The organism is Flavobacterium flabelliforme, assembly GCF_017948675.1.
Lineage (GTDB): Bacteria > Bacteroidota > Bacteroidia > Flavobacteriales > Flavobacteriaceae > Flavobacterium > Flavobacterium pygoscelis.
This window is the reverse complement of record NZ_JAGFBU010000004.1, coordinates 286,460-310,814: the sequence shown is the minus strand read 5'-3', so window position 1 is coordinate 310,814 and position 24,355 is coordinate 286,460. Positions and strand designations below refer to the sequence as shown.

Genomic DNA, 24,355 nt, shown 5'->3' with positions numbered 1-24,355 from the left:
TCAGTTTTAACTATTTTATTCTGTAATTTATTTTTTAAAAATTGAACATTATGAAGTTAAAAAAAATCATACTTAAACTTTGTATCATTTTACCTCTTTTGGTCATTTGCTATTCTTTTTATAAAAGTGAAAACAAAACTAATTCGAAAACCAATTCGAAAACAAATATAGAATTCAGGGGAATGAATTTAGTTGCTCCCATAAGTGAACTAAAAAATGAAACCTTTGAAGCCTTAACACAAAATAATGTCAATTACATTTCACTTATTCCTTATGCATTTGTCAATTTAAGTCAAGCCACCGTTTCTTATAATCACAGTAAACAATGGTGGGGAGAAACTTCTGAAGGAATAGCAGAAACTATTAAAAAATCACATCAATATCAAATACAAGTGATGCTAAAGCCTCATCTTTGGATTAAAAATGGCTTATATACTGGTAATTTAGACTTTTCAACAGAAAATGAATGGCAAAAATGGGAAGAAAATTATGAAAAATATATAATTGAATTTGCTGAATTAGCTCAAAAAGAAAATGTAGCTCTTTTTTGCTTTGGCACAGAACTTGGAAATCCAATAGCAAAACGGCCTAAATTTTGGTTTGATTTAATTAGTAAAATCAGAAAAGTATATAAGGGGAAAATAACTTATGCCGCGAATTGGGATGATTTTGAAAAAATTCCTTTTTGGAAAGAACTAGATTATATAGGTATTGATGCTTATTTTCCGTTGTCGGATGCTATCACACCAACCGTATCTAATCTAAATAGTGCCTGGCAAAAACACCTCTTAAAGATAATTCTACTCCAACAAAAAATAAATAAAAAAGTCGTTTTTACAGAATTTGGATACCGAAATTCAGATTATGCTGCAAAAGAACCTTGGCTAGAAAATCAGAGTAAGATAAATAATATTGGGCAAGCCAATGCCTATGAATCACTCTTTGAATCTTTGATTAAAAAAGAATGGTATGCGGGCGGATTTGCTTGGAAATGGTACGCAGATGATTATTATAAAAAGTCAAACCCTATTGATTATACGCCTCAAGAAAAACCAGCGTTACAAATTATTAAAAAATGGTATAAAGAAAGGTAATGAAAAGTTAGCTATTAGGTTTTAATTTACCTTTATAGTCATTTTTAAATTTTTCATATCGGGGCAAGGAAACTCCTCTAACATAAGGTTGATTCGGATTGTTTTTTACATAATTTTGATGATACGATTCGGCTTCGTAAAAATCGCCAACAGGTAATACTTCTGTTACAATAGGACTATTATAAATCTTATTATCTGTAAGTTGTTTGATTTTTTCCTCAATAATTTTCTTCTCTGTTTCATTTTTATAAAAAGCGATAGAACGATAAGAAGAACCCCGATCTGGACCTTGCTGGTCTGGTGTTGTGGGATCTTGTGAAATAAAAAATACGTTTACTAATTCTTGGTATGAAATCACCTTTGGATCATAAAACACAGCAACCGACTCTGCATGTCCTGTTTTATTAGAACTAACATATTCATAGTATGGATTTTTGATTGTTCCGCCTGTGTAACCAGAAATAACATCATCAACGCCCACAAGAGATTCAAAAATATGTTCTGTGCACCAAAAACATCCTGAAGCAAAAATCGCTACTTCTTGGCCTTTTTTGGGTTTCAATGACAATTTTTCTGTTTTATTAGTACAACTAACAAGCAGTACTAAAACCAAAATATAACTTACTATTTTCATCTTAAAGTCTTTTTTTAATAAAGAAACCTCAAAACATCTAAAATAATTCTGATGATTTTGAGGCAGACTTTATTAACAATTTAATATACAGTAATTTACGTGTATTTTATTAATTTAGCTTTAGAACAAGTATTAAAGTTTTGTTACTTTTTTACACTTAGTGTTTCTAATATTTTCTCTTCAAATCCTTGTAGAGCGCGTATGGCATAATCTACTTTTTTCTTAGATTTAAATTGATACGAAACCTCTAGAAAATTTTTATAAGGTGTTGTAGGTTGTATCTCTAGTGCATCATTTTTTTTGTAATTGACTTTGATAGGTATGTCCTTATAATACGTAAAATAATCCGGATGTGTAATTACACCAAGTGTAGAACAGTCAAAAGGAATAAAACCTCTCACACCAAAGTATTTTTCATTGTTCTCCATCCAAGGTTGTACAATATCAAAAAGCCATTTATCTGCTTCTTCATTTTGATCCAAACTGGCCAAATCAATATTCCCAATATGTGTGTAAGAACTGGGTTCATAACCTGCAAAAACTAAGGGAATACTTGATTCTAAAAGCACATTCATAGAAGCATTATCCAATTCATAATTATAGTCAAATACATTTAATTTTCCATTTCCTGGATTAAACACTAGACCAGGAGTTCGTGCCGCACATATTGAAATTTTCTCGATTTGCGGAATAATATCAGGATGATTCTGAATTAATGTTGCAATATTAGTCATTGGACCAAGTGCTAAAATCGTTAATTTCTCTTTTTTAAGTGCCTGATAAAGTGCTCTTGTTGCGTCATTTTCTAAACCTAAATCATCTGCTTTTGGAGAACCTTTATAAACCGGAATTGATTCTCCTTTATGATGCCATTTTAATAATTTCTGAATAATATCGTAGCTATAATCGACATACGTAATCGAACTGATTCCTACAATATCAATTTGAGGCTGCTTTAAAGCCATAATTAATGTAATTCCATCATCAACTTCACGAGCCGTTTTATCTGGCATTCCAATCATCAAATCAGTATCAAACCACACTTTTGTTTGGGCTTGCAGTGAACAAGTAAACAAAAGTGCATAAAATATCATTTTAGTTTTCATCTTTTTATTTTAAAATTAAAGTTCGTGCAAAAGTCAATAAATTAGCTTTAGTTTCTAAATCCATTTTCAATGGCAATTGGGCCAAACCAATCAATCTTCGCATAATTTCAGTTCCTATAAAACCATTTAGAATTTCACTATTTAGTTCTGAAAAATAAAGATAATTATTTTTTATATAAGCAATCTTAGATTTCTCTTGCTGCGTAAGATACAAATGCGCTATAAAAACGGCTAAATCAAATTCGCGCAAACCATAAAAACAAAATTCAGGATCAATTATCTTAATTCCGTTTTCGGTCTTTAACCAACTTCCAGGATAAAAATCACCATGCAATAAATATTTCCCTTTTGAAAGATATAAAGAGCCCAAACTTTCTATTTTTAGTTTTAATTCAACATCATTTTTATAAGGCATTGCTATTTCTTGAAGTCCTTTTTGCACTGTATTCAAATCAAAACCAGTATCGTCTCTATAAGGAAATTCAAAAATATGCTCGTAATTTAGCGCTCTCATTGCAGAGTTCGACAACTCCTCATCTATAATTTCTTTTTGAAAATTTTGGTGCAAACCATTCAAATAAACAACTAATTGATGTAGTTCCTTTTCTTGTATTTTTTCTTCTAAATCATACAAAAAAGTAAAATCATTTGACTTTCCTAAATCTTCTAAAAGAATTAAATTATTGGCCTCATCTATTGCAATTATTTTAGGCATCGCAGCTTGAACATCAAAATCAGCAGCAATTTTGGTATAAAAAGCTCCTTCTGTAAGCACTCGATTTGCTGGAGCCAAAACTTGCGGATATTTTTCTACATACCCACGAGATTGTTTTATGATAAAAGAATGTTTTGTGGTCACGATTCGCAATACATAATTCATATTTCCCTCTCCTGGTTTGGCTATAGAGTTAATCGTTTCATTTTCTTCTAACCAATTCTTTTCTCTCAAATAAACAGCCAATTCTGTTGGCTCATTTTCGTTTAGTATAAACATAATTATTTTCTATTTTTGGGGCATTGCCTAAAAAGGCCCGGGCTATACACTTTATCTTTTGTTCCGCTAACGCTTTACAAAAGGATACCGCTTCTATCCCTAATGCAAATTAAAAATATCCTGCAAATTAATGTAATCTGCAGGATATTAATTGCTATTAGAACAAATAACGCACTCCAAACTGAAACTGTCTTGGTGGCGAAGCATTTCTTTTAGTAAATAAACCACTGGCAACAGAACCACCTTGAATTTGGTTACTTTGAGTAGCATTATTACTGTAACCACTTAAGTTTTCAGCATTAAAAATATTAAAGATATCAGCACGCAATTCTAATTTATTATTTGCTGAAATTTTAAATTGATGTTGCAATCCAAGGTCAAAAGTAGTGCTCCATGGCAATCGATCATTGTTTCTACTTTCCCCTGGAAAACGATCACTATTTCCTTGATACGCATCCGAGAAGCTAGAACCATCTCCGTTCAAATCAGTAGTACCAAAACCAAGTGGAATTCTGTTTATAGGTTGTCCACTTTGCAACAAACCAGCCATCGTAATAACTGTACCTTTAAAAGGGTAATAGCTATAAATACCGTTAATATTATGAGTTCTGTCGTTTATAGAAGGGCCCCATTCGTTAGCATAATTGTTGGCATCCGATGGTCTAAAGTTGATGTCATCTGTATTGTTTTTGCTAGAGGACAAAGTATAATTCAATCGATAAGAGTAATTATCCAATCCTCTTGCTTTTTGATAATTCAAGCTCATGGCGTAGTATCTCGATTTACCTTCGTTTTCTGTTACAATTACATTTCTAGCAACTCCAGTAAGGTTCTGACCATTTATAGTTGCGCTGCCGTTAACAATAGGAATTGGTCGACTAGCATCTGCTTGTGCTTGTGTTCTAATAACTACATTATTAGGATCCACTGTATATTCGGCTGCAGCATTAAGATTGCGCAAACGACTTAAATTTTCACCTCTATTGTGCACGACATCAATAAAAAACAATTTATCTTCTTGAACTTGCAGTTGATAACCCACTACAAATTGATGTGAATAAGGATTTTTGTATCCATTTGGATTCAAAATTCTGCGTTCACCAGAAAAAACATTTTCTCTTTGCCCTTGCAAACTTGCAGCAGAAGGACCTTGCAAATAATTCACTACCGATACTGAAGCGGATAAATTTCCGTCGTAGGTAATTTTATCTATGTTAGTGTTTGCAGGCAAAATCCCTAATCTTTTAAACTCTTCTAATTGTGTTTTATAACTTTGCGAAGTCGTATTTTGTTGTAGAGCATCACTGTAAATAGCATAGTTTACTTTGTCATAAGCAATACCATAACCACCTCGAATACTACTTGAATTATTTAATTTATAATTAAAATTAATACGAGGAGCTAAGTTGTTAAAATCACCTTTATCGCTTCCTCCTTTTGATAAATTATCATAATCGTAACGCAATCCTAAGGTAAGATTCAATCGATCGGTAACAGACCATAAATCTTCAATATAAGCCGAATAAATATCCTGATGAGTCCCAAAAGAGGTTGGTCGCAATTCTACATTATAATCTAAAACTTGAACATCCTGAGGAATATCATTTAGATCTAGTGCACCTGCTACTCCACTATTTTTAATAATATCAATTTGATTTTGATTCAATTTAACTCTATAATTACCCACTGGATTTCCACCTCCAAATAACTGATGATTGCCTCTAATAAAATTTAAACCTGCTTTAAAAGTATGATTTTCAGAATAATACTTCAATTTTTGTTGCAATTGGATGGTGTTTTCAAACGAATCAAATACATATCCAGGATTTCCAATCACACCTAATGTTTCATCATTTACGCCTAATATCGTTACTTGAGATTGATTCGGATTAAATGGTTTTGCATAATTCCATCTAAAACGGCTGTATTGAACATTTGTTTCCCCAGAAAAATTACCAAATTTATAGTTGTTTTTCAAGGCAACTAAAATACTATTTCGCGCTTGAGTATTTCCTGCAGAGTTAAAAGTAGAACCACCATCGAGCCCACCACCTTGACGCTCTACATCAACTCTCCCAACGTTTGCTCGCAAAGATGAATTGAAATTAGTATTCCAGATTTGATCTATTTTAGCCGAAAAGTAATCAAATGTATTGGTTCCTCTTACCGACTCTGAAACACCTAATTGAGGGACATTTAATAAATTATCTTTGATGTCTGTTGTATGTTCAAAGTTAAAATAATAGAACGTTTTATCTTTAGCAAAAGCGCCTCCAATTCCCGCACCGGTTTGGTAACGAGCAAATCCGTTTTTAACTTGATTACCAGATAAATCACGTTGCGCAAAACTTGACTTTCCGTCAATTGCTGGGCCTGGTCTTGTGATAAAAAATGCTTCTCCAGCAGTTTCGTTAGAACCAGAACGCGGCGTAATATTTATGATTCCACTTCCTGTTAAACCATATTCAGCAGAAAAATTATTGGTTAAAACGGTTATATCTTTGACAAATCCTGAAGGAATAGCAAATTTTTGTCCACCTAAAAAGCGTTCGTTATTATCTAAACCATCAATTAAGTAAGAAGTGTTTTGAGAACTTGCTCCGTTGATACTCACATTTGCCGCTTCAGGAAAAAATCCTGTGGCCTGCGAAACATTTGGCAAACGGTATAAAACTCTTGTAATATCACGACCTTCAACTGGTATTTCCTGTATTTCAGCTGCTTTTAATTCAGAAGAAACCTCAGCATCACTCCTATTAATCTTTGAAGTTGATTTAGAAGATACCACAATTTCATTTAGTTCCTGCGCATTAGCTTTTCTTAAAACTAAAGTTACATTTGGATTCTGATTGGATCGAATACTAATAAAATTAGAATTTTCGGCTGAATAATCCTGAGTTGCCATAGCATTAACTTGATAATTATCAAGCGCTTCCAAATTTCTAAAAATTGCTTTCCCTTGTGTATTGGTAATCTGGCTTAGTGTTAGATTTCTACTTTTATTGATTAAAGTAACAGCTATATTAAAAACGGGCTTTTGTGTTTCTGCATCGATTACAGAAACGGTTAAATCTTGTTGAGCAACTGCTATTGTTGATATAAGTAGCACTGCCCAAATATAAAATTGCTTCATTTGGTTGAGAATAATTAATTAAAAAAAGTTGTAAAAAGTATTTATAAAGGAAAGGGAGATCCTTTATTAAAATTGACCGCTTGATAAGCAGTAGAAATAAATTTTATTTCACTATTCTTTTTAACTTTTAATGAATTAAAAAAAGAAAGTAATAACTTTCTAAAATCATCAGAAAATGACAATTTATGAATTGCTTTTTTAAAATCGGAAGCATCATCACAATCATTCAAAAACGGAAGATAGCCAATGGATTGTTCTTTGTAAAGATTTTGCAAAGCCGTAAAAACATCTTTACTTTGCCAAGGAATACGCTGAAAATTAGCAGAATTGAAGCTAGATTTTCTAACTCCTATTAAGTAAGCACCTCCTGAATAATCTGAACCAATAACCAAAGAATTTGTTTTTAAATCTCGATCGGATTGTAATAAATGATGCGATTTTAATTCAATACAGTCATTACCTATAACAATAACTTTCTCGAATCCTTGATCGAATACATGCTGAATAGCTTTTGTTATTTTTTCTCCGAAACTGGTTCCAACTTGATTTTTTTCAGTTGATATAAAATAAGATAATTTAGTTTTCTGAATGGTTTTTAAAGCATTTCCATTCATTTTCTTCCACAACAATACATTCTGCTTAGCGCTAGGAAAAATTGGCTTAATAATACTTTCAACATTTTCGCTTTGTGCAAAAAGAAGAATAGCAGTTCGTGAATTAGAATCCTTTACTAAATTCATTATTTATAAGTCAAAATGATTTGTGGTTGTGGTGAAAGTAATAAAAAGTAATTTGAATATACTATCACAGTAATCATCTACGTATAAATAAAGAGTTTGGTTTTAAAATATTTTAAAATTTTGCAAAAAAAGAAGTAACTTCCTATAATTCTATTGATTAAACAATTATTAAAATTCTTATTTTATTTGAAATCAATTTCGATAAGCAACTAATACCTAATTTTCAGTATTATTAAACATTTAAAATAAAAGATAAAAACTTGGAATATTTTATAAAAAATAGCATCACTTATCAATTGTTCTATTAGGAACAAAATTTTGTTCATTGTAAGATAGAAAATTCTAATGTATTCTTACTTTCAATAAAAAAGCGCTTAAATAAATTTTATTTAAACGCCTCTTTTAATATAATAATTGATCCAAATTAACACTTCTGATACGGAATAAATATTTCAAAAGTAGCACCTTCATTTAAAACTCCAGTTGCAACAATACGTCCGTTATGATTGTCAATAATCCTCTTAACAATTGCTAATCCAATACCAGTACCTTCAAATTTTTCTTTACCATGCAAGCGTTGGAAAACCTCAAATATTTTTTCAGAATACTCTTCTTCAAATCCAATTCCATTATCTGTAAATTTAATATAACAATACTCTCTATCTGGGTCTAAATCATGAGTGACTATTTCTGAGTTTAATGCCAAACGTGAATCTATAACGATGTTACAATTTTGATTGGGTTTAGTAAACTTCAATGAATTACTAATCAAATTAAAGAGTACTTGCCTAAATTGAAATGGAATAATATCAATTTCGCAGTCATTTCTGATTGTTATGTTTGAATTTTCTCCTTCAAAATCTTCCTCTAAGTCTTCTTTTACCTCATCAATTATATCTGAAAGTTTTGTTCTTTTGAAAGAGCGTTCTTGCACGCTGGTTCGGGAATAAGCAAGCAAATCTTGAATTAAAGTTTGCATTCTGTCTGCAGCAGATCGCATTCTATGAAATTTATCAAGCCCTTTATCGGATAAGTTTTTGGCTTCACTCTGTTGAAGTTGAGTTGCAAAAGTCTGAATTTTTCGCAAAGGTTCTTGTAAATCATGACTCGATATATAAGCAAAAGATTGTAGTTCCCTATTCATCTTTTCTAAAGCTTCGTTTTTGTCGTAGATTTCTTTTGTTCTTTCAGATACTTGTTTCTCTAATTCGTTGGTAAACATTTTTTGATCCTGAATATCAGTACTCGTTCCCACCCACATCGTAATAACACCAGATTTGTCTCGCTGCGGAATTGCCCTACTTAATTGCCATCTGTAGGTTCCGTCATTTTTGCGAAAGCGATGCTCAATTATAAAATTTTTCTCTGTAGAAACTGCTTCAATCCATTTAGTTCGATTTTCTTCTTTTTCCTCATCGTGAACGATAGAAAGCCATCCTTTTTCAATCATTTCCTCCTTAGAATATCCTGAAAAATCATAGACCGCTTGATTAAAATACGTTAATTTTCCTTCTCGATTAGCAGTCCAAACAAATTGAGGCATAGAATCTGCCAAAAGTCTGAACTTTTGTTCTCTTTCTAAAAGTTCATTTTGTATGTTTTTCTCATCGGTAACATCGCGCAAAGTTCCGATGATGCGAAGTGGTTTTTTATCTAAATCGAAAAAAACTTTTCCTTTAGCTTCTATCCAATGTATTACCTCATCAATAATTATTCTAATCTCATAATAAAGAATACCATTCTTTAGCGCTTCTTTAAAGGCGGTTTTTCTTATGATTAAATCATCTTTATGCATCTTACTAGAAAGTAGTTCGCGATTGTATTTTTTTTCACCAGGCAATCCCAAGATTTCTAATGCACGTTGAGATACCTTTGTTTCATTATTTTTTAGATCTAATTCCCAAACACCTAGTTCACTTGCATTTATAACAATATTTAATCGCTGTTCCTTATTTTCTAATTCTTTCTTTGCTCTAACATTTGCTGTTACATCTGTAGCTACTACAATAATCCCTACCACTGTATCTGATTCTATTAAAGGTTGATACACAAAATTAAAATAGCAATCCTCTTTATTACCAAAGCGTTTTAGAACTACAGGAAATTCGTAGCCATAAAATGCTTTTTTAGTTTGATAAATTCCCTTAATTATGGGATCTATAGATTGTTCTACTTCGGGTAAAGATGAAAATAAGGGCTTTGATAAAAATTCTGATTCCGTTTTATCAACTAATTCTAAATAGGGCGCATTAGCCATTTCTACAATGTTTTCTTCTCCTCTAAAAATAACTATGGCAACAGGAGCTTGATGCACCGAATCTCTAAATCTTTTTTCGCTTTCTTCAATTCTTTTTTTAGCTTCGTTTAATTCTGTGACTTCAGCAGCAGTATTCATGACACCATAGATAGTTCCTAATAAATCCCTTAGAGGTGTAAAACTGTAATTAAAATAAAAACTTTTTAGAATACCGTTCTTTAATATCTCAACTTTTTGATTTTTTGCATGAAAGGGTATTCCAGTAGCAAAAACTCCGCTTATTTGTTCATAAATATTTTGATTTTCTAATTCTGGTAATACTTCTTTATATAATTTACCAATTACACCACTTCCCTTTCCCCAAGCCTCTATCATAGACTGATTGGCAAGTGTTATTCGCATTTCAGAACCTGTGTACACTGCAATAGGAAAAGGTGCGCTTTCTACTATACTGCGTATATCGTGTTCGCTTTTCTCAATTTCTTTACGTGCTCTAACTTGTGTAGTTACATCAAAACCAAGTACCATAATTTTATCACTATTTCCTTCATCATCAAAAAGAGGCTCATATGAAAAATTCATAAAGACCGTTTCTAATATTCCATAGCGCATAATCTTTAAGGGTAATTCTGTAGTCGAAAAATGTTGTTTAGTAGTTCTTACTTTATCTAAAATATCCTGGATTCCCTGCAATGCTAATTCAGGGATCGAATCAAATACAGAAGTATTATATACTTCTTCCTCAGTCTTTGTCCAAAGATCTAAAGCGCTTTTATTGGCAATTTCTACTACATATTTAGGTCCACGAAGAATGGCAATTGCCATCGGTGCTTGAAGTATTATTAACCGAAGGTTGTTTTCGCTTTGCTCTAATTTTTTTCTTGCAATGGTTTGCTCCGTAATATCTTCGACAGTACCATTAAAACGGAAAGCTTTTTTATCGCTATTAAATAATGCTTTTCCTTTGGCATGCAATGTTATTTCTTTTTTCGAAATAGGATTTACGATATCATAACAAATGTCATATATTCCTCCAGAGGAAAATTGAAGTGCAGTATCAATAGCAGTAATTACCTTAGATTTGTCTTTCTCTTTAATAACTTTTGTTCCGTGATAAAGATCGATATCTTGTTCAGCAGAAAGTCCAAACCACTCTTTTAATCGGTTGTTTGAGGTAAACTTATTCGTTATTGGATCATAATCGAATGTTCCCAATTTTGCAGCTTCAATTACAAATTCTAGTTCGTTTTTACTTTCATCTAGCGCTCTTTCTGCTAATTTTTGTGGGTTAATATTGGTATTGGTACCAAACCAAGTTGTAATTTCTCCAGCATCATTTTTTACTGGCAATGCTCTCGTCAAAAATTGATTATAAACTCCATCTGCTCCCTTAATGGGATAAACCATTTCAAAAGGTTGTCCCGTTTTTAAAGAGGTATTCCATTCTTTCAATACAGCTTCTAGTTCTTTCTCTTTGAAAACCGATTTCCATCCCCAACCCTGCATGTCTTCAAATGAAGTTCCGGTGTATTCATACCATTGTTTGTTATACCAATACAAAGATCCTTTAGCATCCGCCATCCAGGCCAAATTTGGAATATTATCGGCTAATGTTTTAAATCGCTTCTCACTTTCTTGTAATTCTTGATCAACAATTTGCTTGGCTGTAGTTTCAAAAATGGTTACTAGTGTTCCGCCAATTTCTCCGTCTTGTAAAAAAATAGGACTGTAAGCAAAATCAAAATAACAGTTTTTTAAAGATCCATCTCTATACAAAGTCAAGATAAAGCTTGACGAACTTGCAAATTCACCTTTCATCACTAAATCAAACTTATCTTTAGTAATTTGCCACACTTGTGATAAAGTGTCTGAAGGTTTGAAATCCAAAGAATCTAATTGTTGTTGTTTCCCTAAAATTGGCAAATAAGCATCGTTATAAATTTGTGTACATTCTTTTCCCCAAGCAATATACATAGGTAAAGGATTATTGAGTACTAATGAAACTGCTGCCTGCAAATTTTGAGACCATTTTTCTGGCAAACCTAAAGGCGTTTTTGTCCAATCTTTTTTGCGAATTAAATCGCCCATTTTGCCACCACCTTTAAGAAAGTAGTATTGATCGTTGGAATTATTCAAAATAAGATATTATGTTAACAATGAATTATAAAATTGTTTCTTTCTGGCTGATTAAGTTTGTCTTCTTGTAATAAAATAGTCGCTTGATGAATCACTTTCTTTAATACATTAAAATCACCCGGTTTACGAATATAATAATGTGCTCCGTTATCATATAACTTGTTTACTATTTCAATATCTAAAGAGGTAGAAAAAATAACAACAGGAATATCCTTTAAAGTCTCATTTGCTTTAATTTCAGACAAACATTCACATCCTGTTTTGCGCGGCATATTAATGTCAAGAAATAATATATCTGGTAATTGTTCTGAGTCCTTTGCTAATAATTCCATTAGCTCTACTCCGTCATTAACCGTAGCTAATTTGTAAGAACTAAAGAGCTCTTCTACAGCATCTTCAAAGAAAAGACGATCATCTATGTCATCGTCTGCAAGTAATAATTTTTGCATAATAATATTCCTTTAAATAGATTCTTTAATGACGCTTTTGAATTAATTATTTAAAGAGGAATAAAAAATTCAATCAAAAGTAAGAAAAATTTTTGTTAAACAATTGATATAGGTTTAATGCCTTAAGAATTACTAGCATTTAATAGAGAGCAGAAGTCTGTTATTTGGATAATGAAATTGTACTTAAACAAAATAAAAAAGGAATTTTTGTCTTAAAATCAATTTATTTAGAAAATATAAGCTCTCAAAAAATGGTTAAGAGTTATGAAGAGTCTTAAAAACCAATTTGAGGAAAGAAATATAAATTTATAATAATACTACAAAAAAAAAGCGTCTTAGAGATTGCTCTAAGACGCTTTTAAAATTTATTTTTTTTCTTCATTATTGAGTTTATCATCAAAATCTGGTGCTTCCCCTTTAAATTTTTGAGTATCCTCATCGTAGTTTTCATCATTCGTTAACACTTGATCGTGATCTTTATATTGATGCTTTCTCATATCACTTCGGTTATCTGATCCTTTGTTGTTCGAATTTTGCGGAGTTGAATTGTTTGTGCTCATTTTTTGTGGTTTTAAATTTTAATAAAATTACCATTATGAACTTAAAAAGTTATTACACAATCACAAACAATATTTGCAAAATTCAAACTCATCATCATTCAAAATCCTTAAAAACGTCTTGTTTCAATTATTTTTTCATTAAAAAATTCTACATTAGAATAAAACTCAATAGCAACATTATCAAATACTTAATGTTTTAAATTATATAAAATTTTAAAAATATTTTATAATTTATTTGATCAGATAATAAATAAATTTGATTTTAAGATTTAAAATAAAATTATAAACACGTACACAAATATCAACTTACATACAGCTATAAATTTAATAATCATAAATTCTATGGAAAATCTACAAGACAGCAAGCATCGCGATTTAGCTAAAAACAAATCGGATGCAAACAACAAATTTTTGACAACCGATCAAGGTCTAAAAATCAACGATGACAATAATTCCTTAAAAGCAGGTGAACGCGGTCCATCTTTATTAGAGGACTTTATTTTAAGAGAAAAGATTACTCATTTTGACCATGAAAGAATTCCAGAAAGAATTGTACATGCAAGAGGATCTGGAGCTCATGGTTTTTTTGAAGTTACAAATCCGATTCCAGAATTGACAAAGGCTGGCTTTCTGCAAACCAAAGGACTAAAAACCCCCATATTTGCTCGTATTTCTACTGTAGCGGGTTCTCGAGGTTCTACAGATTTGGCAAGAGATGTTAGAGGTTTTGCAATTAAGTTTTATACAGAAGAAGGAAATTATGATTTGGTAGGAAATAATATGCCTGTGTTTTTTATTCAAGATGCTTCTAAATTTCCTGATCTTGTACATGCAGTTAAACCTGAGCCTCATAACGAAATGCCACAAGCAGCTTCGGCACACGATACTTTTTGGGACTTTATTTCCTTAATGCCAGAATCCATGCACATGATCATGTGGATTATGTCAGATAGAGCTATTCCTAGAAGTTTACGAATGATGGAAGGGTTTGGAGTTCATACTTTCCGACTCATAAATGCTAAAGACGAATCTGTTTTTGTAAAGTTTCATTGGAAACCAAAATTAGGCACACATGCAGTAGCTTGGGATGAAGCACAAAAAATATCAGGAAAAAATGCTGATTTTCATCGTCAAGACTTATGGGATGCTATTGAAATGGGGAATTTTCCAGAATGGGAATTAGGAGTTCAAGTTATTCCATCTGCAGATGAACATAAATATGAATTTGATTTATTAGATCCAACAAAACTGATTCCGGAAGAACTTGTGCCGGTTACAATAATTGGAAGAATAGTATTGAATAAAAACCCAGATAACTTTTTTGCAGAAACAGAACAAATTGCCTTTCACCCCGGTCATCTTGTTCCTGGAATTGACTTTAGTAATGATCCTCTTTTGCAAGGCCGATTATTTTCATATACAGACACCCAATTATCCAGATTAGGAAGTCCAAATTTTCATGAAATACCAATCAACCGCAGTATTGCAGCCGTACACAATAACCAGAGAGATGGTCATATGCGTCAGGAAATTAATACGGGTCGTGTAAGTTATCATCCTAATTCTCTCGGCGGCGGATGTCCATACCAAGCTAAAATAAATGAAGGTGGATTTTCAAGTTTTAATGAGCGCATCGATTCTCACAAAATAAGAGGTAGAAGCGAAAGTTTTAATGATCATTTTGGTCAAGCCAAATTATTTTTTAATAGTCAAACTGAGGTGGAGAAAAGCCATATCGTTAAAGCCTTACGTTTTGAATTAGGAAAAGTTGAAACCGCAGCTATTAGAATTCGCATGTTAGGCCTTTTAGCTCAAGTAGACCAACAATTAGCCGAAAAAGTTGCTTTAGGTTTAGGAGCACAAGTTCCTGATTCACCAGAAAAACCTATGAACCACGGAGTTTCACCAGAGAATGAAATGGGAAATCAAGAATCAACTACAGTTAAACAATCCGTATCCTCTTCGGATGCGCTAACCATGATTAAAAACCCAACAAACTCTAATACAATAACTTCAAGAAAAGTAGCTATTATTTGTAATGAAGGAGTTTCTGAAGCTTGTGTAGCCAATATAAAAAGCGCATTGTTAAAAGAAGGGGCAAAAGGTTTTGTGATAGCACCTCATCAAGGAAGCCTGAAAACCGAAAATGATGGTGCTATTCCAGTAGACTTTAGTTTTCTTACCGCTTCATCCGTTCTTTTTGACTCAGTTTATATTCCGCATGGAAAAGAAATAAAAGCCTTAGAGCAAAACGAAGAAGTACAAGAATTCTTGAATGATGCTTACAAACATTGCAAAGTTATAGGAGCAGATGGCGATGGGCAAAAACTATTAAAAGCGACATCATTTGCATCCAAAATAAAAACCAGTGACAAAGGAATTATTATGAAAGAAGAAAAAGCGTCAAAAGATTTTGCTACAGAATTTATAAAAGCAATGGGTAAACACCGTTACTGGGAACGAGAAGAAAATTTATACCAATAAAAAATAGAACTTATGAAAAATTCAGACCACCCAACACAAAACAAAAGTACTGTTAAAGACAAAACGAATAACCTTATAGTAGAACCAAAAAAGGATGCAGCTAAAACACTTAAGGATTTATTTATAGACAGTTTAAAAGATATATACTGGGCAGAAAATGCACTTGTTACTGCCCTACCTAAAATGGCTGCAAATGCTACTTCGCCCACTCTTAAGTCAGCTATCAATGAACATTTTGCCGTAACTAAGAATCAAGTGATTCGTTTAGACAACGTTTTCAAACTGCTTAGCGAAAAAGCTGAAGGAAAAAAATGTGAGGCAATGGCAGGGCTATTAAAAGAGGGAGATAGTATCCTTGAAGAAACAATGCCAGGGGCTGTTCGTGATGCTGGAATAATCGCTGGATCGCAAAAAATAGAACATTATGAAATTGCTACTTATGGAACATTGGTAGCGTTTGCAAAAGCGTTGGGCGAAAATGATGCTGCAAAATTGTTAACACAAACATTAGCAGAAGAAAAAGAATCGGACTTTATACTGAATGAAGTTGCCTTGAATGCTGTTAATCATGATGCTGTTCGTAAATAGCATTAAAGTTTTTACGATTATTTATTTTACAATAAATAGAAAAATCTGTATCTGATACAGATTTTTCTATTTAAACGCTTTTGACCTCTAATTAAATTTAAAAATTAATGTGCGATTATAATGCATAAAAAACTTTAGTATTGATCTTAAAATAAGAAGAAAAATAATATCTAATTTTACAAAAAATAAATTGTAATCGAATTGAGAAATATTCTAATAATCGACGATGAAGAAAAGTTAAGAGGACTTCTTGCTCGAATTGTAAAGTCAGAAGGTTTTGTAGTTTTGGAAGCAGCAGATTTAAAATCTGGTTTCAAGAAATTAGAACAAAATGAAATTGATGTTGTCCTTTGTGACGTAAAACTCCCTGATGGCAACGGCGTTGAATTTCTCGAGAAAATTAAAGCTAGTTTCCCTTTAACAGAAGTTATTTTGTTGACCGCCTACGGTAAAATCTCCGATGGTGTGCAAGCCATGAAAAATGGTGCTTTTGATTACATTGTAAAAGGCGATGATAATGATAAAATAATTCCACTTTTATACAAAGCAATTGAGAAGGTTACTCTTCAGCAAAAAATTAAGCAGCTAGAAAAACGAATTTCAAAAAAGTATTCTTTTGATGCTATTATTGGAAAGTCAAAAGGATTGGAACAAGTAATCGAGTTGTCCAAAAAAGTGGCAAGTACCGATTCTACCGTACTTTTAACTGGAGAAACCGGAACTGGTAAGGAAGTTTTTGCGCAAGCGATTCATGAGAACAGCAATAGAGCAGGAAAATCATTTGTAGCCTTAAATTGCAGCACCTTTAGCAAAGAACTTTTAGAAAGTGAATTGTTTGGTCATAAACAAGGGTCATTTACTGGCGCTATAAAAGATAAAAAAGGTTTTATAGAAGAAGCCAATGGCGGAACCTTATTTCTAGATGAAATTGGCGAAATGCCAATAGATTTACAAGCTAAATTACTTCGTGTACTAGAAACGAGCGAATACATTCCTGTTGGAGATTCTACACCAAAAAAATCAAATTTCCGCTTGATTGCAGCTACCAATAGAAATTTGAAAACAGAAAGTGACGAAAAACGCTTTCGTCAAGATTTATACTTTAGATTAAATATTTTTGAGATTACCATTCCGCCTTTACGGGAACGAATAAAAGATATCGAACCATTGACTCATTATTTTGTAAGACAGTTTGCTGAAAAAATGAATAGACAAACATTACAAATTGATAGTGATTTTTTGCAAAAATTAGAAATCTATCAATGGCCTGGAAACATTAGAGAATTAAAAAATGTAATTGAGCGTTCCGTAATTTTATGCAGTAGTACAGTTTTATCCACAGATTTGCTTCCTTACGAAATGCAGCAAGAACAAAGTAAAAATGGGAAAAGCTTGTCGGCATTTTCTATGCAAAGTGTCGAAAAACTACACATCCAAAAATTACTAAATTATACCAAAGGTAATAAAGCCGAAGCAGCTCGTTTACTCGAAATTGGTATTGCTACCTTATATCGAAAATTAGAAGAATACAACATTCAATAAAAACCTATCATTTCAATAAAAGCCTATCATTATGATAGGCTTTTTTTATGTCTTTTTTTTAAAGGAACTAATTAAAACCAACATTAGTAATACTTTACGGAAATCTATATTTATTGGAACAGGATTTGGCATGAGTGAGGAGAACATAAAAATTCATCCTTATGAAAAATCAAGTCATTACGATTTACAAACAAGCAGAACGCTTTGCAGAAATCACAAAAAAAGCGATTAGTGCTGGAAATATTGCTAGAGCTAAAAAATGTCTAACGCACGCAGAATACTTATTCAACAGCGGAAGCAATGAAACTAAAAGTGTCATTTCTAATATTTATGTTTTTTCGGTTTCTTCTTTTATGGAACTCCGTCATTGCAGCATTTCTAATCTCTTTCCTAAAAATTTGAAATTAGAGTATAACAAGCAAATCAATTCTTTAGGAGTATAATAACCAATGATACTCTTCCTACTACAATTTTAATTCACTTAGATCCATTTATTATGTTAACACTTATCCTTTTCGCTCTCGGTTTATTATGCTTTTGGCTGCTCTATCTCTCTATCAATTATTTTGACAACATCTAATAATGAAAACAAAAATCTACGAGGCTATCCAACAATGGATTCCCGATTCCAAAAACTGGACTGATTTTCCATCTACTAATGATGAAACTATTAATCAATATGCACTATTAAAAAGTGTTGCTAGATTTTGTGTGGAGAAAATGGATTCACTTGACGAATCTGAGTCAGAATCAGCAAGAGAAATTATTAGAGTGATCAACATGTTGTATGAAAGTGGCAATCACTACACTAGAAATGCAATTGAGAACGAATTCTTTACTGAATTAAGTGCTCAAGAAAATCCAGCAAGTTTAAAGAAGCATTTGGATTTTCTTTCAAAAGAATCGAAACAAGGCTATTTAAGAACACTATTAGAAAACTAAAAAATTATGACCGCATTATTTATTATAGCAATTGCAGTTTTTGTCTACATCTGTTATGTACTATTAAAACCTGAAAAATTTTAGGAACCAAAGAATTATTTAACCCTTAATACTAAAAAATGAATACAGAAATATTAGGAATTATAGCGATGTTCTTGCTCACCTTAGCACTCGCTATTCCGTTAGGAAAATATATTTCCAAGGTTTACGGAATGGAGAAAACTTGGCTGGATTTTATATTTAATCCACTTGAAAAGTTATTTTTCAAATTAAGCGGTGTCAATCCAGCCGAAGAAATGAACTGGAAACAACACATGAAAGCGTTACTAACCATAAACTTAATATGGTTTGTCTTGGGAATGATTATCCTAATGACTATGGGAAGTTTACCCCTAAATCCAGATGGAAATCCAAGTATGTCAGCTGATTTAGCTTTTAACACTGCAATTTCATTCGTGGTCAATTGCAACTTACAACATTATTCAGGAGAAACTGGAATAAGTTATCTAGGACAATTTTATTTGATGTTCTTGCAATTTGTAAGTGCAGCAACAGGAATGGCAGCTGCAGTAGTGGTCTTTAGAGCTTTTAGAGATAAAACAACAACGGAACTAGGGAATTTTTATACCTATTTCATGAAATCTTGCACTCGCATATTGTTACCGCTTTCTTTTGTTGTAGCAGCTCTTTTGGCTTTCCAAGGAACACCAATGACATTTGAAGGAAAAGACAGTATTACTACTTTACAAGGTGATGTACAAGAGGTTTCTCGCGGACCAGCAGCAGGATTTGTTGCCATCAAACACATTGGAACAAATGGTGGAGGATTTTTTGGAACTAACGGAGCGCATCCACTAGAAAATCCAACTTATTTCACCAATATGTTAGAAATGTGGGCTCAAATGATTATTCCGTTTGCTATGATATTTGCCTTTGGATATTTCATTAAAAGAAAAAAGTTCTCATGGATGATTTTCGGGGTTATGACTATTGGCTTCTTGGCTTTGGCGATTCCAAATGTGATCGGTGAAATGCAAGGAAACCCAATGATTGAGAAAATGGGAATTGATACTTCACTTGGTGCCATGGAAGGTAAAGAAACAAGAATTGGTGCGGCAGCTACTGGTTACTGGAGTATTGCTACTACGGTAATATCAACAGGATCTGTCAATTCTATGCACGACAGTACAATGCCACTTTCTGGAATGAATGAATTGCTTGCCATGATGATTAATAGTTTTTATGGTGGAGTTGGCGTTGGAATTTTAAACTTTTTTGTTTTTATCATTTTGGCTGTTTTCATCAGTGGATTAATGGTAGGAAGGACACCCGAATTCCTTGGTAAAAAAGTGGAAGCTCGGGAAATGAAAATAGCGATGATTATCGCATTAATGCACCCATTCTTGATTTTAGTGGGAACTGCATTAACAGCAGCGATGCCAGAATACGGTACAGCAACTTTAAATAATCCTGGATTTCATGGTTTGAGTGAAATGCTTTACGAGTTTACTTCTGCATCAGCAAATAACGGTAGTGGATTTGAAGGTTTGGGAGACAACACAGTTTGGTGGAATGTTTCTACAGGAATTGTTTTAATTCTAGCACGTTTTCTACCCATAATCGGACCTGTAGCCATTGCTGGATTGTTAGCACAGAAAAAATACATACCTGAAAGCGATGGAACATTAAGAACTGATACAGGAACTTTTGGTGTAGTAACATTGACTGTAATAGTGATTATTGCTGCATTAGCCTTTTTCCCTGTATTAGCCTTAGGACCGATAGCTGAATATTTTACCATTTACTAAAAAGAATTTAAAATGAATAAAGATCAATCCTTATTTCAAAAAGACATCATGCAACAAGCATTGGTTAAATCTTTTGTGAAATTGAATCCGAAACTTATGTTTCGAAATCCGGTAATGTTCACGGTAGAAATCGGAACATTTGTTATGCTCGTTGTTTCTATTTGGACATTAACAGGCGAAACTTCACAAGGTAGTTTTGGATATAATTTTGTAGTATTCCTAGTCTTATTATTAACGTTGTTATTTGCCAATTTTGCCGAAGCCATTGCCGAAGCAAGAGGAAAAGCGCAAGCGGACAGTTTGCGAAAAACAAGAGAAGAAACTCCTGCAACTTTAAAAAGCGGCGAAAAAATATCATCATCTCAACTAAAAAAAGGCGATTTATTTGTGTGCGAAGCTGGCGATATTATTCCAACTGATGGAGAAATCGTAGAAGGTTTGGCCACAATTGATGAAAGTGCCATAACAGGTGAATCAGCTCCCGTAATTCGAGAATCTGGTGGAGATAAAAGTTCGGTTACCGGTGGTACAAAAGTATTATCAGACCGAATTGTTGTAGAAGTTACTAATGAACCAGGCGAAAGTTTTTTAGATAAAATGATTGCTTTGGTAGAAGGAGCTTCACGCCAAAAAACACCAAATGAAATCGCATTAACCATATTACTTGCTGGGTTTACCTTAGTATTCATCATTGTTTGTGTGACTTTAAAACCATTAGCAGATTATTCGAATGTTAATATTACAATCGCTTCTTTTATAGCACTCTTTGTTTGCTTAATTCCAACAACTATTGGAGGACTTTTATCAGCAATTGGAATTGCAGGAATGGACCGCGCTTTGAGAGCGAATGTAATCACGAAAAGTGGTAGAGCGGTTGAAACTGCTGGAGATATTGATGTATTACTGTTGGATAAAACGGGAACAATTACGATTGGGAACCGAAAAGCAACTCACTTCTACCCTGCTCCTGGAATTACAGAAGCACAATTAATCAAAGCGGCATTTTTAAGTTCTATTTCTGATGAAACACCAGAAGGAAAATCGATTGTTGAATTGTCAAAAATAGATCCTTTAACTTTTCAAAATAGTAACGCACAATTTATCAAGTTCACTGCCGAGACTAGAAGTTCAGGAATCAATTTTGACAGTACTCGTATTAGAAAAGGAGCTACAGATGCCATTAAAAACATGGTGACAAATGCTGGAAATACCTTTCCAACCGAACTTTTGGACCAAGTAAAAGTAATTGCTGAAAATGGAGGTACACCTTTAGTAGTTTCTGAAAATGAAGTGGCTCTTGGAGTAATCGAATTGCAAGACATTATTAAAACTGGGATGTTCGAGCGATTTGAAAGACTTCGCAAAATGGGAATTAAAACGGTAATGGTAACAGGTGATAATCCTTTGACTGCCAAATTTATTGCCGAAAAAGCAGGTGTTGATGACTTTATTGCCGAAGCCAAACCAGAGGATAAAATGAATTACATCAAGCAAGAGCAAATGGCTGGTCGTTTGGTTGCTATGATGGGAGATGGTACCAATGACGCTCCTGCCCTTGCACAAGCTGATGTTGGTGTTGCCATGAATAGCGGAACACAAGCAGCAAAAGAAGCCGGAAATATGGTTGATTTAGACAATGATCCAACCAAATTAATTGAAATCGTAGAAATTGGTAAACAGTTATTAATGACTCGCGGAACGCTTACTACGTTTAGTATTGCAAATGATGTAGCCAAATATTTCGCCATCATTCCTGCGTTGTTTATCACTGCAATTCCAGCGCTTCAAGGATTAAACATAATGCATTTACACAGTCCTGAAAGTGCAATACTTTCAGCCGTAATTTTCAACGCGATCATTATACCGTTCTTGATTCCATTGGCTTTAAAAGGAGTGAGTTACAAACCAATTGGCGCTAGTGCTTTATTGAGAAGAAATTTATTGCTGTTTGGTGTTGGTGGAATCATCGTTCCCTTCATCGGTATCAAATTGATTGATATTGTAGTTGCATTATTTATTTAAAAAAATAGAAACCATGAAAAATAATTTAATAAAAGGAATTAGAATGACCGTAGTGCTAGTGGTGCTTTTCACAGTAATTTATCCACTATCGGTATGGGCAGTTGCTCAATTAGCTCCTAACAACGGAAAAGGCGAAATCGTGTCTTATAAACAAACCAAAGGATACGCTAACATTGGACAAAGCTTTACGAAAGACGAATACTTCTGGGGAAGACCATCAGCCGTAGACTATAATGCTGCTGGATCAGGAGCCAGTAATAAAGGAGCTTCAAATGAAGAATATCTAGCCGTAGTGCAAGGTCGAATTGATACTTTTTTACTTAAAAATCCAAGTGTGAAAAAGTCGGAGATTCCAGTTGATTTAGTGACAGCAAGCGGAAGTGGATTAGATCCTAATATTTCAGTTGCAAGCGCTAAAATACAAATTGTAAGGATTCAGAAAGCAAGAAATATAGATCCTGAAAAATTAAACACATTGATTGACGCGAACACTGAACAACCTTTATTAGAGATGTTTGGACCAGCAAAAATTAATGTTCTAAAACTAAATATTGCTCTAGACCAACTAAAATAAAACCGTAATCAGAGCTGGGGAGGTTGTGCCATACCTCCCCTTTTTTTAAAAAAATCAACTTAATAAATACAAAATGAATACAAAAATAAGTCTAGCTGCTTTAACTTTATGTTTTTCAGGAGTAGCTTTTGCGCAAGAAGAAAAATCTGAAAATCCATTGAAAATCAGTGGATATGCTGAAACCTATTTTCAATATGATGCTAATAATCCCGACAATAATTCGCGTCCAGGATTCATATACAGCCACAACCGTAACAATGAGGTTAGTTTGAACCTTGGATTTGTAAAAGCAAATTATGAAACTGAAAAGGTACGTGCCAATCTAGCTATTGCAGCGGGTTCCTATATGAATGCAAATTATGCAGCAGAACCTGGAGTTTTAAAAAATATTTACGAAGCCAACGTAGGATTTAAAGTGGCCAAGAACCAAAATTTATGGATTACAGCAGGAATTTTACCTTCGCATATTGGTTATGAAAGTGCTGTTGGAGCCGATTGCTTTACCTTAACTAGAAGTATTATGGCTGAAAATTCTCCTTATTTTGAGGCTGGAGCCAAAATTACGTACATTTCGCCAAGTGGAGAATGGGAATTAACGGGATTGTATCTTAACGGATGGCAACGAATTCAGCGTGTCGATGGTAATACAACACCGAGTTTTGGTCATCAAATTGTGTACAGACCTTCGTCAAAAATGTCCATAAACAGTAGCTCTTTTATAGGAAATGATAAAGCGGATAACGTACGTCAAAAACGTTATTTCCATGATTTATATGCTGCTTATGATTTAACCAGTAAAGTAAAACTTTTAGCAGGATTTGATATCGGTTGGGAGCAAGCCGCACCTCAAAGTGAGGATTATAACAAATGGTACGGAGCTTCTGTAATGGCACAATTGATGGCAACTGAAAAATTAAATTTTGCCGTAAGAGGAGAATATTACCAAGATAAAAAAGGAGTAATAATTGCATCAGGAACCCCAAATGGTTTTGAAACTTATGGTCTTTCTTTGAACGCAGATTATAAAATCACTCCAAATTTATTGTGGAGAACTGAAATTAAAAATTACACTAGTGAAGATGCCGTTTTTGCTAAAAACACCGCTGAAGTATCAGATACTAGTTTTTCTATAGTTACTGCTTTGGCTATCAAATTTTAAATTAAAAGTTTTGCCGTGAAGGCACAAAGACTCAAAGTTTTCTTTTCTAAAAAGTAATGAAAAGATCTATTTTTCAAGAAGTATTTTAAATTTTGTTACAAAAAACTCTTAGTGACTTTGTGCCTTAGCGACA

General features: G+C 33.1%; 19 protein-coding genes. 11 read left to right on the top strand and 8 right to left on the bottom strand.

The genetic code is table 11. The features are described from left to right. The first annotated feature begins 50 nt into the window (after window positions 1–50). On the top strand, window positions 51–1,094 hold the full coding sequence (locus tag J3S90_RS11890; protein ID WP_210646363.1) for a glycoside hydrolase family 113: 1,044 nt from the start codon (window positions 51–53) through the stop codon (window positions 1,092–1,094). 7 nt (window positions 1,095–1,101) lie between these two features. Here J3S90_RS11890 and msrA read toward each other — a convergent pair whose 3' ends face one another. From msrA to J3S90_RS11850, 8 genes are all read right to left on the bottom strand, one after another. Beyond that, window positions 1,102–1,728, bottom strand: coding sequence for a peptide-methionine (S)-S-oxide reductase MsrA (msrA, locus tag J3S90_RS11885; protein WP_210646362.1), 627 nt, complete (start codon window positions 1,726–1,728; stop codon window positions 1,102–1,104). A 143-nt stretch (window positions 1,729–1,871) separates the two neighbouring features. Then, the gene (locus tag J3S90_RS11880; RefSeq protein ID WP_210646361.1) at window positions 1,872–2,834 is read right to left on the bottom strand and encodes a nucleoside hydrolase; all 963 of its coding nucleotides are present in this window, start codon (window positions 2,832–2,834) and stop codon (window positions 1,872–1,874) included. Between the two features lie 4 nt (window positions 2,835–2,838). Next, window positions 2,839–3,828 carry a phosphotransferase gene (locus tag J3S90_RS11875; RefSeq protein ID WP_210646360.1) on the bottom strand — a complete coding sequence of 330 codons (990 nt, stop codon included), beginning with the start codon at window positions 3,826–3,828 and terminating at the stop codon, window positions 2,839–2,841. Between the two features lie 157 nt (window positions 3,829–3,985). Beyond that, window positions 3,986–6,961 (bottom strand): TonB-dependent receptor, encoded by a 2,976-nt coding sequence (locus J3S90_RS11870; protein WP_210646359.1) that lies wholly within the window; start codon window positions 6,959–6,961, stop codon window positions 3,986–3,988. 41 nt (window positions 6,962–7,002) lie between these two features. Beyond that, a complete protein-coding gene (locus tag J3S90_RS11865) occupies window positions 7,003–7,701 on the bottom strand; it encodes a TIGR04282 family arsenosugar biosynthesis glycosyltransferase (RefSeq protein WP_210646358.1) in 699 nt (232 codons plus the stop codon). A 424-nt stretch (window positions 7,702–8,125) separates the two neighbouring features. Next, window positions 8,126–12,094, bottom strand: a complete 3,969-nt coding sequence (locus tag J3S90_RS11860) for a PAS domain S-box protein (protein ID WP_210646357.1) — start codon at window positions 12,092–12,094, stop codon at window positions 8,126–8,128. Window positions 12,095–12,108: 14 nt separating this feature from the next. Further along, window positions 12,109–12,543, bottom strand: coding sequence for a response regulator (locus tag J3S90_RS11855; RefSeq protein ID WP_210646356.1), 435 nt, complete (start codon window positions 12,541–12,543; stop codon window positions 12,109–12,111). Window positions 12,544–12,908: 365 nt separating this feature from the next. Further along, the gene (locus tag J3S90_RS11850) at window positions 12,909–13,103 is read right to left on the bottom strand and encodes a hypothetical protein (protein ID WP_188050510.1); all 195 of its coding nucleotides are present in this window, start codon (window positions 13,101–13,103) and stop codon (window positions 12,909–12,911) included. Window positions 13,104–13,445: 342 nt separating this feature from the next. Between J3S90_RS11850 and J3S90_RS11845 the strand changes: the two genes are divergently transcribed. From J3S90_RS11845 to J3S90_RS11800, 10 genes are all read left to right on the top strand, one after another. Then, window positions 13,446–15,587: a catalase gene (locus J3S90_RS11845; RefSeq protein WP_210646355.1), complete on the top strand. Its 2,142-nt coding sequence runs from the start codon at window positions 13,446–13,448 to the stop codon at window positions 15,585–15,587. Window positions 15,588–15,599: 12 nt separating this feature from the next. Beyond that, window positions 15,600–16,175 (top strand): YciE/YciF ferroxidase family protein, encoded by a 576-nt coding sequence (locus J3S90_RS11840; protein WP_210646354.1) that lies wholly within the window; start codon window positions 15,600–15,602, stop codon window positions 16,173–16,175. Window positions 16,176–16,376: 201 nt separating this feature from the next. Continuing rightward, window positions 16,377–17,717, top strand: a complete 1,341-nt coding sequence (locus tag J3S90_RS11835) for a sigma-54-dependent transcriptional regulator (RefSeq protein ID WP_210646353.1) — start codon at window positions 16,377–16,379, stop codon at window positions 17,715–17,717. A 161-nt stretch (window positions 17,718–17,878) separates the two neighbouring features. Further along, window positions 17,879–18,160, top strand: a complete 282-nt coding sequence (locus tag J3S90_RS11830) for a DUF7674 family protein (protein WP_210646352.1) — start codon at window positions 17,879–17,881, stop codon at window positions 18,158–18,160. A gap of 139 nt (window positions 18,161–18,299) precedes the next feature. Continuing rightward, window positions 18,300–18,659 (top strand): DUF7674 family protein, encoded by a 360-nt coding sequence (locus tag J3S90_RS11825; RefSeq protein ID WP_188050506.1) that lies wholly within the window; start codon window positions 18,300–18,302, stop codon window positions 18,657–18,659. A 6-nt stretch (window positions 18,660–18,665) separates the two neighbouring features. Continuing rightward, the gene (locus tag J3S90_RS11820; protein ID WP_210646426.1) at window positions 18,666–18,743 is read left to right on the top strand and encodes a potassium-transporting ATPase subunit F; all 78 of its coding nucleotides are present in this window, start codon (window positions 18,666–18,668) and stop codon (window positions 18,741–18,743) included. Between the two features lie 35 nt (window positions 18,744–18,778). Then, entirely contained in the window at window positions 18,779–20,467 is a 1,689-nt protein-coding gene (gene kdpA / locus J3S90_RS11815) for a potassium-transporting ATPase subunit KdpA (protein WP_210646351.1), read from the top strand. Between the two features lie 12 nt (window positions 20,468–20,479). Next, window positions 20,480–22,489: a potassium-transporting ATPase subunit KdpB gene (gene kdpB / locus J3S90_RS11810; protein ID WP_188050504.1), complete on the top strand. Its 2,010-nt coding sequence runs from the start codon at window positions 20,480–20,482 to the stop codon at window positions 22,487–22,489. Between the two features lie 13 nt (window positions 22,490–22,502). After that, on the top strand, window positions 22,503–23,063 hold the full coding sequence (locus J3S90_RS11805; RefSeq protein ID WP_210646350.1) for a K(+)-transporting ATPase subunit C: 561 nt from the start codon (window positions 22,503–22,505) through the stop codon (window positions 23,061–23,063). Between the two features lie 73 nt (window positions 23,064–23,136). After that, window positions 23,137–24,222, top strand: coding sequence for a porin (locus J3S90_RS11800; protein WP_210646349.1), 1,086 nt, complete (start codon window positions 23,137–23,139; stop codon window positions 24,220–24,222). The last annotated feature ends 133 nt before the right edge of the window (window positions 24,223–24,355 follow it).

Coding starts and splice junctions, on each gene's coding strand:
- J3S90_RS11890 (WP_210646363.1), top strand. CDS start 51: ATGAAGTTAAAAAAAATCATACTTAAACTTTGTATCATTTTACCTCTT.
- msrA (WP_210646362.1), bottom strand. CDS start 1,728: ATGAAAATAGTAAGTTATATTTTGGTTTTAGTACTGCTTGTTAGTTGT.
- J3S90_RS11880 (WP_210646361.1), bottom strand. CDS start 2,834: ATGAAAACTAAAATGATATTTTATGCACTTTTGTTTACTTGTTCACTG.
- J3S90_RS11875 (WP_210646360.1), bottom strand. CDS start 3,828: ATGTTTATACTAAACGAAAATGAGCCAACAGAATTGGCTGTTTATTTG.
- J3S90_RS11870 (WP_210646359.1), bottom strand. CDS start 6,961: ATGAAGCAATTTTATATTTGGGCAGTGCTACTTATATCAACAATAGCA.
- J3S90_RS11865 (WP_210646358.1), bottom strand. CDS start 7,701: ATGAATTTAGTAAAGGATTCTAATTCACGAACTGCTATTCTTCTTTTT.
- J3S90_RS11855 (WP_210646356.1), bottom strand. CDS start 12,543: ATGCAAAAATTATTACTTGCAGACGATGACATAGATGATCGTCTTTTC.
- J3S90_RS11850 (WP_188050510.1), bottom strand. CDS start 13,103: ATGAGCACAAACAATTCAACTCCGCAAAATTCGAACAACAAAGGATCA.
- J3S90_RS11845 (WP_210646355.1), top strand. CDS start 13,446: ATGGAAAATCTACAAGACAGCAAGCATCGCGATTTAGCTAAAAACAAA.
- J3S90_RS11840 (WP_210646354.1), top strand. CDS start 15,600: ATGAAAAATTCAGACCACCCAACACAAAACAAAAGTACTGTTAAAGAC.
- J3S90_RS11830 (WP_210646352.1), top strand. CDS start 17,879: ATGAAAAATCAAGTCATTACGATTTACAAACAAGCAGAACGCTTTGCA.
- J3S90_RS11825 (WP_188050506.1), top strand. CDS start 18,300: ATGAAAACAAAAATCTACGAGGCTATCCAACAATGGATTCCCGATTCC.
- J3S90_RS11820 (WP_210646426.1), top strand. CDS start 18,666: ATGACCGCATTATTTATTATAGCAATTGCAGTTTTTGTCTACATCTGT.
- kdpA (WP_210646351.1), top strand. CDS start 18,779: ATGAATACAGAAATATTAGGAATTATAGCGATGTTCTTGCTCACCTTA.
- kdpB (WP_188050504.1), top strand. CDS start 20,480: ATGAATAAAGATCAATCCTTATTTCAAAAAGACATCATGCAACAAGCA.
- J3S90_RS11805 (WP_210646350.1), top strand. CDS start 22,503: ATGAAAAATAATTTAATAAAAGGAATTAGAATGACCGTAGTGCTAGTG.
- J3S90_RS11800 (WP_210646349.1), top strand. CDS start 23,137: ATGAATACAAAAATAAGTCTAGCTGCTTTAACTTTATGTTTTTCAGGA.